The sequence below is a fragment of the Streptococcus rubneri genome (assembly GCF_004785935.1).
Taxonomy (GTDB): Bacteria; Bacillota; Bacilli; order Lactobacillales; family Streptococcaceae; genus Streptococcus; species Streptococcus rubneri.
Map to the genome: position 1 here is coordinate 1,035,759 of NZ_SRRP01000001.1, position 13,541 is coordinate 1,049,299.

General features: G+C 41.2%; 15 protein-coding genes and 2 pseudogenes. 3 read left to right on the forward strand and 14 right to left on the reverse strand.

From position 1 onward, the window contains the following. Window positions 1-19: 19 nt before the first annotated feature. Together E5S68_RS05215 and E5S68_RS05220 are read right to left on the reverse strand one after the other, a co-directional pair. A pseudogene (locus tag E5S68_RS05215) lies at window positions 20-253 on the reverse strand (PfkB family carbohydrate kinase); the annotation flags it as partial. 29 nt (window positions 254-282) lie between these two features. After that, a complete protein-coding gene (locus E5S68_RS05220; protein WP_420879738.1) occupies window positions 283-963 on the reverse strand; it encodes a DeoR/GlpR family DNA-binding transcription regulator in 681 nt (226 codons plus the stop codon). Here E5S68_RS05220 and E5S68_RS05225 point away from each other — a divergent pair. Continuing rightward, window positions 964-1,707 (forward strand): annotated as a pseudogene (locus tag E5S68_RS05225) (ISL3 family transposase); the annotation flags it as partial. 131 nt (window positions 1,708-1,838) lie between these two features. Here the strand turns inward: E5S68_RS05225 and E5S68_RS05230 are convergent. From E5S68_RS05230 to E5S68_RS05240, 3 genes are all read right to left on the reverse strand, one after another. Further along, entirely contained in the window at window positions 1,839-2,141 is a 303-nt protein-coding gene (locus E5S68_RS05230; RefSeq protein ID WP_135782636.1) for a hypothetical protein, read from the reverse strand. Between the two features lie 1,008 nt (window positions 2,142-3,149). Beyond that, entirely contained in the window at window positions 3,150-3,695 is a 546-nt protein-coding gene (locus tag E5S68_RS05235) for a hypothetical protein (protein ID WP_135782637.1), read from the reverse strand. A gap of 163 nt (window positions 3,696-3,858) precedes the next feature. Further along, entirely contained in the window at window positions 3,859-4,638 is a 780-nt protein-coding gene (locus tag E5S68_RS05240; RefSeq protein ID WP_200773478.1) for a hypothetical protein, read from the reverse strand. 194 nt (window positions 4,639-4,832) lie between these two features. On the opposite strand from E5S68_RS05240, the gene E5S68_RS05245 reads away from it, so the two are divergent. After that, the gene (locus tag E5S68_RS05245) at window positions 4,833-5,678 is read left to right on the forward strand and encodes a peptidylprolyl isomerase (RefSeq protein WP_135782638.1); all 846 of its coding nucleotides are present in this window, start codon (window positions 4,833-4,835) and stop codon (window positions 5,676-5,678) included. Window positions 5,679-5,711: 33 nt separating this feature from the next. Here E5S68_RS05245 and E5S68_RS05250 read toward each other — a convergent pair whose 3' ends face one another. From E5S68_RS05250 to tmk, 8 genes are all read right to left on the reverse strand, one after another. After that, window positions 5,712-7,253, reverse strand: coding sequence for an ABC-F family ATP-binding cassette domain-containing protein (locus E5S68_RS05250; RefSeq protein WP_135782639.1), 1,542 nt, complete (start codon window positions 7,251-7,253; stop codon window positions 5,712-5,714). A gap of 84 nt (window positions 7,254-7,337) precedes the next feature. Next, on the reverse strand, window positions 7,338-7,691 hold the full coding sequence (locus tag E5S68_RS05255; RefSeq protein ID WP_135782640.1) for an arsenate reductase family protein: 354 nt from the start codon (window positions 7,689-7,691) through the stop codon (window positions 7,338-7,340). 9 nt (window positions 7,692-7,700) lie between these two features. Continuing rightward, window positions 7,701-8,189 carry a methylated-DNA--[protein]-cysteine S-methyltransferase gene (locus tag E5S68_RS05260; protein WP_135782641.1) on the reverse strand — a complete coding sequence of 163 codons (489 nt, stop codon included), beginning with the start codon at window positions 8,187-8,189 and terminating at the stop codon, window positions 7,701-7,703. Next, a complete protein-coding gene (locus tag E5S68_RS05265; RefSeq protein ID WP_135782642.1) occupies window positions 8,182-8,754 on the reverse strand; it encodes a GNAT family N-acetyltransferase in 573 nt (190 codons plus the stop codon). Before E5S68_RS05265 ends, E5S68_RS05260 begins: the two co-directional genes overlap by 8 nt. Then, the gene (gene rsmI / locus E5S68_RS05270) at window positions 8,744-9,628 is read right to left on the reverse strand and encodes a 16S rRNA (cytidine(1402)-2'-O)-methyltransferase (protein ID WP_135782643.1); all 885 of its coding nucleotides are present in this window, start codon (window positions 9,626-9,628) and stop codon (window positions 8,744-8,746) included. Before rsmI ends, E5S68_RS05265 begins: the two co-directional genes overlap by 11 nt. 2 nt (window positions 9,629-9,630) lie before the next feature. Then, a complete protein-coding gene (gene yabA / locus E5S68_RS05275) occupies window positions 9,631-9,951 on the reverse strand; it encodes a DNA replication initiation control protein YabA (RefSeq protein WP_135782644.1) in 321 nt (106 codons plus the stop codon). Window positions 9,952-9,955: 4 nt separating this feature from the next. Then, on the reverse strand, window positions 9,956-10,855 hold the full coding sequence (locus E5S68_RS05280; protein ID WP_135782645.1) for a DNA polymerase III subunit delta': 900 nt from the start codon (window positions 10,853-10,855) through the stop codon (window positions 9,956-9,958). Then, entirely contained in the window at window positions 10,852-11,490 is a 639-nt protein-coding gene (tmk, locus tag E5S68_RS05285; protein ID WP_135782646.1) for a dTMP kinase, read from the reverse strand. Before tmk ends, E5S68_RS05280 begins: the two co-directional genes overlap by 4 nt. Window positions 11,491-11,662: 172 nt before the next feature. On the opposite strand from tmk, the gene E5S68_RS05290 reads away from it, so the two are divergent. Continuing rightward, a complete protein-coding gene (locus tag E5S68_RS05290) occupies window positions 11,663-12,550 on the forward strand; it encodes a YitT family protein (protein ID WP_135782647.1) in 888 nt (295 codons plus the stop codon). Window positions 12,551-12,744: 194 nt separating this feature from the next. Here the strand turns inward: E5S68_RS05290 and E5S68_RS05295 are convergent, their stop codons facing one another. Continuing rightward, window positions 12,745-13,401 (reverse strand): CBS domain-containing protein, encoded by a 657-nt coding sequence (locus E5S68_RS05295; RefSeq protein WP_006597187.1) that lies wholly within the window; start codon window positions 13,399-13,401, stop codon window positions 12,745-12,747. Between the last annotated feature and the right edge of the window lie 140 nt (window positions 13,402-13,541).

Genomic DNA, 13,541 nt, shown 5'->3' on the forward strand with positions numbered 1-13,541 from the left:
CAGCCTCACCAATCTAAGTAGTTTTAATACCTTCAGCATCCAAACTGTCTGTAACAAAACGTCCTGTAAAACCACCGATGAAGCCCGTAGCAGTATTGTCAATTCCTAAACGTTGTAGAATACGGCTGACATTAATACCCTTACCGCCAGCGAATTTATCATCACTCTCTATACGGTTAACTTCACCAATCTCTACCTTGTCGATACGAACAATGAAGTCGATTGATGGGTTTAGCGTCACAGTATAAATCATACTTCAATAACCCTCGTTTTCTCTTTTAATTATTTAAGGAGCCCTTGTTCCGAAGCATTTGTGATTATAGTTACTTTCTCAACCTCGGCTACCTTAGCATAGGTAACCTGACCAAGTTTAGAGGCATCAGCTAGAACATAGGCTTTTTGCGCATTAGCTATCACTGTTCGTTTAATGACCGCCTCTTCCATATCTGGCGTTGTGAAATAATTGGCATCAACTCCATTAGCACCAATGAAAGCACAATCAAAATTCAGTTGTCTGATTTGTTCCAGAGCTGTACTTCCAATAGAGGCATCTGTTGAATGTTTAACCTTACCACCAATAATCCTAGTACTAATACCGAGATCTACCAGCTTAACAGCATGATGGATAGAATTAGTCACAACCGTCACCTGACGATTGCTCAAATGTGGAATCAAAAGTTCATTCGTTGTACTAGCCTCAAGAAAAACGACATCACCTTCCTTAATCAAATCGGCAGCATAGCCAGCTAATTGAGCCTTTTCTTGAACATTTCTGATAGCTTTTTGGCTATTGGCAATTTCTTCCTTTAGACCATGAATCCTTTCAGCACCACTATCAACACGTTTAAGTTGGCCATCTGCCGCTAACTCATCCAAGTCACGACGAATTGTCGACTCAGACGTATCACTTAATAAAACTGTCAGGTTTTCCAAAGCGACTAAACCATAAATAGAAAGAATCATATGAGACAACTCTATCATACTACAGAATTAATCGGAATTAAAGACAAAAATATCACTTTAACTAAAGTTTTTCAACGCGAGACACATATTGAGGTGCAAGCTACGCTTGATTACACCCCTCCTAAGTGTTGTCATTGTCAAGGAAAACAAATCAAATACAACTTTCAAAAGCCTTCTAAGATTCCTTTTATTGAGATTGGTGGACTTCCTAGTCTTATTCGTTTGAAGAAGAGAAGATTTCAATGCAAAGACTGCCATAAAGTGACGGTTTCTGAGACCTCCCTTGTTCAGAAGAACTGTCAAATCTCTGAATTAGTGAAGCAGAAAACAGCTCAACTCTTGCTTAATCGAGAAGCTTTGACGCACATCGCTGAAAAACTTGCCATCTCGACCTCAACTGTGTATCGTAAGCTTAAACAATTTCAGTTCAAGGATGACCATTCTACCTTACCTGAAGTACTGTCTTGGGATGATTTCTCTTATCAAAAGGGAAAGCTAGCCTTTATTGCTCAGGATTATGAGACTAAGAAAATCATCACTATTCTTGATAACAGACGACAAACAACCATTCGTAATCACTTTTTCAAATACTCTAAAGAAGCTCGAGAAGGGGGGGAAATTGTTACTATGGATATGTCTGGTAATTACATCCCTTTAATCAAAACTATTTTTCCAAATGCTAATATTGTTCTTGACCGTTTTCACATTGTCCAACATATGAACAGAGCGCTAAAACAGAATAGATAGTTATGCAAAAAAGAGGTATTTTTATACCTTTTAAAGAAAAAAATCCCTCTACAGATGAGAGAGATTGATCTTCAAAACTTGAATTTGATTAGAAGATGATTAATGTTTCGGATGAGACTCAATCCACGCTACAAACTCGTCATAAGAGTGAATTTGTGTTTTTTCTCCAGAGTTGTCTCGTCAGTAGCATAAAGTTCCATAACTTCTTGACCTTCTGGCGCAAACCAATGAATGATTTTATCAAACCATTCGCGTTCATTGTATTGTTTAAGGCGGAAATATAATTTTTCTATATATTTCATATTTTTTGCAACTTCCGGGTAGATATGTGCAAAATTTGTACCAAAAATATTTACTTTATCATTATTTACTTCATTCGATAACCTAATTGGTAAAAAATTAAACCATAGGTATTTAAATTTTTTTCTCAACTGATCATATATTCTTCCTCAGCCCCAATCAATTTTTCGTTGATAGACTGATGGTTGATCTTCTAGATAGTTGATCTTTGATTCAACATCACCTTGAACAATTTGCTCCTGTGAAAGTGAAAAGGATCCGCATATTGTTAGGGTCCTTCAAATCAGAATAGTTACCTCTATCAATTTTTTGTATGTTTAAGGATAGATAATCATTCCCGTCAGCATATCCATCGCTATCAGGTACTTTCCAAACACTACGGTATGTATTATCTTTACCTAATAGACGATAAATATCAAATTCTTTTTTTGTGGCCTAAATGATTCAGGTCATAACTAATTACTTTGAAATATTCTTCTTCCCCAATTAAAGGAGGTGTCTTTAGATCTCCAGTAAACAGGCAATGTTCTGAATAGGTTATTACATAATCTTGACCATGGTAAATATAGCCTTTGTTCTCTTTTTGGCTAACTAAAACAATTTTTGATCTTCAAAAGTTTGAACGGTCAAATGTGAGGCAAATTTCCTATTATTGTATTTTTTTAAAGGTACTATTATATAAAATATACCATGACAGTCCAGCAATTGATACAACTACAGCAATGCCAAATAGTATTTAATTCATATTAACATTCATTCTTATCACCATTTGTTTTCTTATTTAATTTGATCATCGTTCGACGATAAACCAAAGGGATCCCAAGCATTATAACTCTACCTTTGAAATGTAATATATCCTTGTTTTGAGAAATTATATTCTATGTAATTTAAACCATAATATAAATCGGATGAAGAAACATCCCTTGCACTGCCTCCCTAATTCATAAACAATTTATAGGTTTCTACAGTCAGTTTTCTATCTCCACTTACAATTTGAGTATTATTAAGATTCGATTCTCTATTTACTTCATCTTTTATGGCAGACCCAAATAGTTTTACTGGTTCACTTTTATCTGAATATTCCCTTTTCTGTTCATTAATTTACATGAAATCAGCACATCCAAGTACAAGCCTGACCCTTATCTAGTCAGGCTTTTTGTTAGCTCTTTGTGGACCTTCCTCTGAGATAGTATATGGGATTGACCTAAACAGAGATAGACTCCATAGAACATCATCAGACTCATACAATAGCTTTCCGGAAGATTTTCTATGATGTAATGAACTGCATGAAAAATACTAGCATATAGCAAGGCCAGACCAATCCACAGTTTATAATAAAGCTTTGATTTCATTCTTAAAAGAAACTCTGCCTGCTTGTCGAGCGCCTCTATATGAAACTCTCCAAAACTTGGATCTCGTTCCATGGTCAGCATACGGCTGATCCATTTAGCAGTCGCCAACCAGCCCACTACAAGCAAGACAGTCTTATAAACCACAGAAATGGAATGGATCCAATAAGGGACTAGGATTACGAAACCAATGACGAAGGCTAGACCAACCGTCCACTTATCAAATCGAATGGGCTTTTTTTGATCATTCACATAAAGTTTCATTCTTATCATATCTAAGTAGTACTCTTTACCAGCAAAACGCATTATATAAATTAAACTATTTTTTCTATGCATTTTAAACCTCCCTTACTGTACATATGTGGCAAGCTAGTCACTTTTTCACTTCAATAGTCTACTCCAGCTTTTGATTCTGTCAGTTTTTAGTAGTTCTTCTCACCAGACTTGCTATTAAATAGAACGTCAACTGTTCCACTCAAGAAAACCAGCACTTCTCCTCTTACTCCTCAATCGCTAGCCCATCGCCAACTTCATCCTCCAAGTATTGTTTTGCCATCCGAACAATATAGAGCGACGTATCTTCTGATAGCAACTTATTAAAAAGCTCCTTCGCTCTATCCTTATCACCTTTAAGAGTAGCATTCAAAGCTTGATAGTAGATGATTTCTAACTGCTGGTACTTGAAGTCATTGGTCAAGTCTTCGAAATAATCATTGCTTTGGTGGGCAACGGTTAAATCATAGAGAGCAAGACAGACCTTTCTTGTTTTCTCAGCTAGTGTAGGGTCTGTAATGGTCAATTCATTTAACCGAGCCTCTAGCTCTTCTCTGGACAAATCAGGATCTGTCAGCACGGTTGATCGAATAAGATAACTTTCAAAAAAGTTCTTATACTTCTGCGGACAATCCGCCTGACTAAGTTCGTCTCTGGTTTCCTTTATGACAGTATCAAATTCTCCCATCATAAAAGAATAGGCAACCGAGGTAAGTTTGATGTCTGTCCGTAAGATAGGTTTTTTCACATCCTTGTTCAGCTGAAGATATTGCCTCCAAGATACTAAATCTAAGTCTACATGGAGCAAGGTGTTGCACTTGTTTGCATAGTTCTTTTTGATCCATTGAATGAATAAAAACAAGACTGCAAGGACCAATAAGACTGCACCAATTTGAAGAAAGGTATCTCTGACTACTATCCCTATACAAAAAATCAGGAGTATTGCCAAAAGCCCTGCTGCTCTAACATAGAGCCTATAGTTTTTTCTTAGTGCTTTATAATCCAATTTGTAGCCTCCTATTTATAGACTTTATTTTTACTTGAAAACAGATTCTCTGACATCAAAACAAGTTACCTCCTATCTTACCTCATTTTTCTTAGGCACGCAAGCTGAATATAAGCCCCTCCTATGACTAGATTTGAATCAAATGAAAAATTAAGGTACAATAGAGAATAGACAAATGTGTTGAGAGGATTAATATGAAAAAAATTATCGCCCTACTATTATTTTCTGGCTTGGCTTTGACAGCTTGTACAACAAATAAAACAAATTCTAGCTCTTCAAGTTCAAGCAAAGAACAAACTGAGCAAACTTCAACGTCTAGCTCTAATCAAAAAGATCAAAAGAAAATTGAAGAAGAACAAAAGAAATTAGAACAACTGCGCAAAGATTTTAACGATGCCATGACCAATGAAAATGCGGTCTTCCCTCAGCTCTCCAACGAAGTTGCCGAAGATGAAGCTGTCGTGAAAATCACTACCAACAAAGGGGACATTACCGTTAAGCTCTTTCCGAAATACGCACCTTTAGCCGTTGAGAATTTCTTGACCCACGCTAAGGAAGGCTATTATGACGGTCTCCTCTTCCACCGTGTGATTAACAACTTCATGATCCAAACAGGAGACCCTAAAGGTGATGGTACGGGTGGTGAATCCATCTGGAAAGGCAAAGATACCTCTAAAGATCCAGGTTCTGGATTTGAAAATGAATACTCCCCTTACCTCTACAATCTTCGAGGTGCCTTAGCTATGGCCAATTCCGGTCCAAACACAAATGGAAGCCAATTCTATATCAACCAAAATAAGGCGGATATCTCAAGCAAGCTTCCAACTGATCGTTTTCCAGCTAAAATCATCGAAGCCTATAAGAATGGTGGAAACCCTACCCTTGATGGTGGCAACTACACCGTCTTTGGACAGGTCATCGACGGCATGGATGTAGTTGACAAAATCGCCGAAGTTGAAACTGACGACAAAGACAAACCAAAAGAAGATGTCAAAATTGAAAAGATGGAAGTCGTCAAAGACTATGATTTCAAGAAATAAGCAAAAGAGAACCTGACGGTTCTCTTTTTGTCTTTATGTCAATTCATTAAAGTCCCAGATTTGGTCCATCCAGCCTTCATAGAAGTCTGGCTCGTGGCAAACCATGAGGATCGATCCCTTGTATTCTTTCAGGGCCCGTTTCAACTCTTCTTTGGCATCCACATCCAAGTGGTTGGTCGGCTCATCTAGTACCAAGACATTGTTTTCACGGTTCATCAAGAGACAGAAGCGTACCTTGGCTTGCTCCCCACCGGATAGTACCTGAATTTGGCTCTCGATATGCTTGGTCGTCAAGCCACAGCGGGCAAGGGCTGCACGAACCTCTGCTTGATTGAGAGCTGGAAAGGCATTCCAGACTGCTTCTAGCGGTGTCTGACGATTGCCTCCTTCGACCTCTTGCTCGAAATAGCCAAGCTCAAGATAATCCCCGCGCTCGACTTCACCAGCAATTGGAGGGATAATTCCTAAAAGACTCTTCAAAAGAGTGGTTTTCCCGATCCCATTAGCTCCGATAATGGCTACCTTTTGATTGCGCTCGAAGGTCAAGTTCAAAGGCTTAGTCAAGGGACGTTCATAGCCAATTTGGAGATCCTTGGCCTGGAAGATAAAGCGTCCAGGTGTACGGGCATTTTTAAATTCAAAGGAAGGTTTTGGTTTCTCGCTTTGCAACTCAATGAGTTCCATCTTATCCAGCTTCTTCTGACGAGACATGGCCATATTCCGCGTTGCCACACGTGCCTTATTGCGGGCCACGAAATCTTTGAGGTCAGCAATCTCTTTTTGTTGGCGCTCATAAGCCGCTTCCAATTGCGATTTTTTCATTTCATAGACTTCGAGGAATTGGTAATAGTCCCCAGAATAGCGAGTCAACTGCTGATTTTCTACATGGTAGACGATGTTGATTACATCATTCAAGAAAGGAATATCGTGGGAAATAAGGACAAAGGCATTTTCATAATTCTGCAAGTAGCGCTTGAGCCAATCGATGTGCTCCGCATCCAAGTAGTTGGTCGGCTCATCTAGTAGCAAGATATCAGGTTTTTCTAGCAAGAGTTTGGCCAAGAGGACCTTGGTCCGCTGCCCACCTGAAAGGGCCGTGACATCTGTCTCCATGCCAAAGTCCATGACCCCTAGAGCCCGAGCCACTTCATCAATCTTGGCATCCAAGGTATAAAAATCCCGACTCTCTAACCGATCCTGGAGCTCTCCGACTTCTTCCATGAGGGCATCCATATCCGCTCCATCTTCAGCCATTTCCATATAGAGGTCATTGATGCGAGCCTCTGCTTTAAAGAGTTCGTCGAAAGCTGTCCGCAAAACATCACGCACAGTTTGTCCTTCTTTTAGAACAGCGTGCTGATCCAGATACCCAGCGGTCACATACTTAGACCACTCAACCTTTCCTTCGTCAGGCAACATCTTCCCTGTCACGATGCTCATGAAGGTCGATTTCCCTTCACCATTGGCTCCGACTAATCCGATATGCTCACCCTTTAACAAACGGAAGGACACATCCTCAAAAATAGCCCGGTCTCCAAAGCCGTGGCTTAAATTTTTTACCTCTAAAATACTCATGATTGACTCTCTTTCATTGACTTCACTCGTATGATTATACCATCTTCAAGATAAAATGAAAAGGGAGTCCAACTCCCTTTCCTACTACAAACCTAAGTCTGCGTATGGCTTCCGGTAACCCACTTGAACAACTTTTCCATCTTTCACTAAGAGAGGGCGTTTGATCAGCATGCCATCGCTAGCTAAAAGGTCCGCTGCTTCTTCTATCGAAAGCTGGTTCACCTTGTCTTTCAAGCCCAATTCCCGATACTTCATTCCACTAGTATTAAAGAACGATTTGATCGGTAGGGAAGATTCCGTCATCCAGGTTTGTAGTTGCTCACTGGTCGGGGTATCTACCACGATGTCTTGGCTATCAAACTCACAGCCTAAGTCGTTTAACTCCGACTTTGCCTTGCGACAGGTCGAACATTTTGGGTATTCAATAAATGATAACATTTTTTCTCCTTATTCTTTCCAAGATATGGCCTCATGATGCAACAGCCAACGTTTGCGGTCTAATCCAGCCGCATAGCCTGTCAATTGATTCTCCCGTCCTAGCACTCGGTGACAAGGGAGGAGAAGGAGCAAGGGATTCCGACCTACTGCTTGACCGATGGCTTGGGCCGATCTGCAAGACAAGGCTCGGGCAATCTCTCCATAAGTCCGACTCTCCCCATAGGGAATCTGAGCTAGGTAGGCCCAGACTCTTTGTTGAAAGTCTGTCCCTTGAGGAGACAGGGCAAAGGGGATGGGAAGATCTTCCCCTAAAAAGTACTGATCCAGCCATTCAAAGACAGCTTCATGAAGAGGTCGACAAGCTGCTTTGATGTGATCAATCCCTTGCTCACAATTGGCTTGGTCACAAAACCAGACCCCAACTAGACTTTCCTCATCCACCACAATAGATAGAGGTCCCAAGGGACTCTGATAGAGTTGCCGATAGAACCTAGTCATTTTGAGATTGTTCTGCACGGTAGTCCCAGCGATCGTCTTCGCTAATCACTTGGAAGAGGCTGGTTTCTGCCTTCCGTTTAATCTTCTGATAAGCGAGACGGACACCATCAATTGGAACCTTTCCACAGTAATGGAAGCCTAACTTCTCTAAAAGATATTGCATGACCTTGTTGTCAGGATGGGTATCACAGCGAAAATCCGGGCCTTTCTCTCCTTCGATCAAGCCTTGAAGGAAGGTTTGGGCTACGCCTCGTCCAGCAGCTTCTTTGGCAACAGCGATCCGGTGAAAACTGATATAGAGATAGTTATCATGTTCCCATTTTCCGTCATAAATATCATTATAAGCTGCTTCATTTCCCTTATAGAGAGCGGCATATGCTACGACTTCTTGATTCTCTACAGCTACATAACCACGGCTCTCTAGGATATCCTCAAAAATGATTTCTTGATCCGGATAACCATCCTGCCATTGGTCCACGCCAGCTGCAGCTAAGCTGTCCTTGCCATCTTGAATGATTTCCATAATCCGATTGATTTCATTGGGATAGGCCATTCTAATTTCCATCAGACTCTCCTTTTTCCTCCTCTTGGTGGTAACGGGCATAGAGATCACTCTTTTGCAGCCCGAATTGTTTGGCAACCTGTTTGATTGCCTGGTTCTTTTTCATGCCAGACTGGACCAGAAGATCAATCTCTTGGATCAGATCCACTTCTTCTAAATCTGGCTCCTGCTCACTGGCTCCCTCTACAATCAGAAGGCACTCCCCCTTGAGGGGATTTTCCTCTAGGTAAGCCACTAACTCCTCAATAGTCCCTCGCGTGTACTCTTCATAAATCTTGGTCAATTCTCGGACCAGCACAACTGGACGATTCCCATAAACTGCCAGCATATTTTGAAGCGTCGCACGAACTCGGTGCGGAGACTCATAAAAGATCTGGGTCTCAGGATAGGCCAATTTCTCTTGGAAAAAGGCCTTTTGCTGCCCTTCCTTGCGTGGGAGAAAGCCATAAAAGATATGAGGCTGAGGTGCCAGACCACTCGCAATTAGACCGGTAATACCGGCACTCGGACCAGGAACCGCCACAACCGGAATCTCTCGCTCAATGGCTGCCTTGACCAAGTCATGACCTGGATCCGAAATACTTGGCAATCCTGCATCCGAAACCTGGGCCAAGTCCTTTCCTGACTCCAAATGAGCCAGCAAATCAGGGATTTTCTCCATAGCATTGTGCTCGTGAAAGCTGGTTTGAGGCGTACTAATCTCAAAATGCTTGAGCAAGAGTCCTGTATTACGGGTATCTTCCGCCGCAATCAGATCTACCTCTTTTAAGGTTTGGATCATGCGATAGCTCATGTCATCCCGATTGCCAATTGGAGTTGGCACTAAGAAAAGAGTCCCTGTCCCTCTATCCCCCTTAAAACTTCGTTGAATCTGCATGCTTACTCCCTAAATAACAACTCATCACAAAAAATACACTCTTCATCATTTTCACGGCGTTGACCATAGGAGTCAGTACAGACATGAAAACCATCGTTGTAAATTCTTTGTAAATTTTCACGTCCATTGCGATGAAATTTTGGTGAGGTAGTTTTCTCCACTTCTCCTAATCGTTCACGTAGTTTATCATTTTCAAGACGTAGAGCAGTGTTTTCCTCAACAATCAGTCTGAGATTCTTTTTAATGGCTTCAACTTCTGCTAAGGTGACTAATAATTCCTGGGAAAAGCCATCCAAAGCATCAAATAATTCTTTTTTATTCATCTCTTTACCTTCTATTTTTCAACTGCAAAACCATATACTCAAGAGCATTTTGGAAACTTACATTGCGTTCCCACATTTGTTTAGCCAAGACCAAATGTTCTAGATAATCTCTTCCTAGAGCAAGACTGATGGAGCGGGCAAAGAGCAACTCCAACAAGCGGAAGGCCTGGGCCTGTTTTTCTTTATCATCCGTCTCTTGTACTAAGCGAGATACAAGTAGGTAAACATGAGGATCCGCTTTTAGACAGGCCGTGACAAAGCGCTCACACTCCCTTGCCAAATCGAAAAAGGCTGAACTCTGAGCAAGGGTTTGTGCTTCTTGAAAACCTTGACTAAAGTCGGCTAATAGATTTGCCTGTTGAAGGAGCAAACCTTCTTGAAGGAGATACTCTTTTAAGAAATTTTGGTTTTTCAGAAAATGAATCTGTTGCGCCCTACTTTTTATGGTCGGTAGAACCAATTGTTCATCGGCCGTTAACAAGAAAATATAGACTTCACTCTGAGGCTCCTCAATCACCTTGAGGAGGGAATTCGCAGCATTAACATGCATTCGGTCTGCATCGCAAATGATAAAGACCTGCTTGGATCCTTCGTAGCCCGACTGAGAGAAATTCTGGATCAACTCTCGAATCCGATCCGTTTTAATAATCTGATTGATCGGCCGAACAACCGTCACATCTGAGAATTCATCTTCTTCAATTAAACGACAAGCCCGACAAGTCCCACAGGGCCAAACACCCTTCTTATCCGTACAAAAAAGACTTTGGGATAAGAGCTGGGCCATCTCAAAACTGCCAAAATCACCAGTAAAGAGATAGGCATGACTCAATCGTTCCTGTTCTAAAACAGCTTGGAAGCGATCCACTAGCTGGGGTTGAAGTTCTCGCACTAGTTCTAACTTCATTCGCTAATCTCCAAGACTTCTTTTAATAAAAGCCACGTATCCTCAACCACCTGGTCAAAAGGTTGACTGGCATCGATTTTCACCACTCGTTGTGGTTCTTTTTCGAGGATGGCCAGATAGCCTTGTCGAACTTTCTGATGGAGACTAAGCCCTTCTAGATCCAAGCGATTGACTTCACGACTAGAGCTCTTAGCAATTCGAGCCAATCCTTCTTCTACATCAATGTCAAAATAGAAGGTCCGGTTTGGCTTGAGACCATCGGTCGCAAACTGGTTCAACCATTCAATATCCGTTACTGCTAATCCACGGCCAAAACCTTGGTAAGCTACCGAACTATCGATAAAGCGATCCATGATGACGAGCTTCCCAGCTTCCAAAGCTGGAAGGACACGCTCTGCCAAGTGTTGACGACGACTGGCGATGTAAAGAAGCAATTCTGTTTTGGGATCCATTTCCGTATGGGAGGGATCTAAGATAACTTCTCGTATTTTTTCTGCAATTGTGACCCCTCCCGGTTCCCGCGTGGTAATATACGCAATCCCTGCCTTCTCCAAACGTGGTAACAAGGCCTCTAAAACGGAGGATTTCCCAGCACCTTCTGGTCCTTCAATTGAAATTAATGTTCCTTGCTTCATTCTCTCTTCTTAACTTTCTATGATTATTTCTCTTGCTTGTTTTACTTCCTCCTATTTTACCAAAAATAGGGGTAAAAATCCTGTCCCAATCAGTGAAAATTGATGAAAATAATTTCCTATTTTTCATTTTTTTTGGTAAAATGTATGGTGAAAAACGATTAGGAGAACGAGCATGTTTAAGGTAAAAAATATTCTAACCATTATTTTTGGGGCTGGCATTTTTTCTTTTGGAATCTTTTTCCTCGTGATTCCATTCCACTTTTATGAAGGAGGGGCTACAGGGATTACCCTGATCACCTACTACCTCTTTAAAATTCCAGTTTCAGTCATGAACTTGGCCATTAATATTCCCCTCTTTTTCCTGGCCTGGAAACTACTGGGTCTCCGATCTCTCTATCTCAGTCTGATAGGAACCTTCTCCGTTTCTTCTTGGATGGCTATCTTTGAGCTGATCCCAGGGAGTCATCATCTCCAGAATGCGATTTTCACTGCTTTAGATGGAGATATCCTCCTCGCCTGTATCGGATCAGGGGTTATCCTTGGAACTGGGCTGGGGATTATCTTCAATGCTGGAGGAACTACAGGTGGAACCGATATTGTCGCACGTATCTTTAACAAGTACACGACGCTTTCTATGGGACGCCTCATGTTGATTGTGGATGCCATCGTCTTGACAACTGTTTTGATCGTCTTTAAGGACTTCCGAATTGCGGCCTACACCCTCCTCTTTATCCTGATTGACACCGTCGTCATTGATATCGTTGGTGAAGGAGGCTTTGCAGGGAAAGGATTCCTCGTGGTGACTTCTAAACCGGATGAAATTGCCAAACAAATCACGACTGATTTGGGCCGAGGGGTCACATTCATGAACGGCATGGGCTATTATAGCCAACAAGAAATGAAGATTATCTACTGCGTAGTCTCTCGGAATGAAATGAAACAAATGAAAGACTTGATTAATAAAATTGATCCATTTGCCTTCATTACCATTACAGAAGCCCACGAAATCCTAGGAGAAGGATTTACCTTGGATACCAACAAGCAACCCATTGCTCGCTAAAACAAAGAGAGAGTGGAACAGAAATCGGTAATTCGTTAGAATTCGATTTCGTCGTCCCACCTCCGCACAGTTGAGTAGGGCTGTAAAAGCTGATGAAAGCAGCGTAGTAGAGCCCACTCAACCACTGCGTCTTGCTCGATAATCCAAAGACAATTGAGAGGCTAGGACTTTTGTCCCAGCCTCTCTTTGTTTATTTAAAATGCTTTTGCAGACGTACGACTAATTTCATCCACACCAATACCATTTTCTTCAAATTTCTTCTTGATGACTTCTGTATCGGTAATGCCGTCAATTTGAACTTCAATGACCACACGATCATCCTTGGTTGGGATATTGACCGTATTGGAGATATTCAACCCTTCTTCTACGATCAAATGGATGATTTTTTCAAGAACGCCCACCTTGTCTTCTGTCACAAAACGAACACGAACTCCTTCTTCTCCATAACCGGATACTTCGAGGAAGGCACGAAAAATATCACGGTCGGTAATCACACCAGAAACTTGTTCATTGTCTACAACCGGAAGAATCCCCACCTTGTTCTTATACATGAGATAGGTCGCATCTTCAAGGCTGGCAAATTTTGAGACAGTAATAACATCACGAAGCATGACGTCCTTAACTTTGGTTTTATTGAGCAGGTAGTTCATTTCAAAAATAGATAAACTAGTTGCTTTAGATGGACTCGCTTCTGCAATCGTACCTTCTGTCACCAAACCGACCAATTTGTCATTTTCAATGACCGGCAAGCGGTGCAAGCCTTGTTCCCGCATCAAATCTGCCGCATGAGCAATTGTTGTATCTGGACTAATATAGACTACTTTACGGGTCATAAAATCTTTAACAGCCATAACCATTCTCCTATACTTTTGTTAGTTTTATTATACTTGATTTTTAGTGCTATTTCAAACGCTTTCAGCAGTTTTCTCTTGTTTTCAAAATTCAGAATTGCCTAATAATCCTTGCATTCATCCCTATGAAAACTAAATTC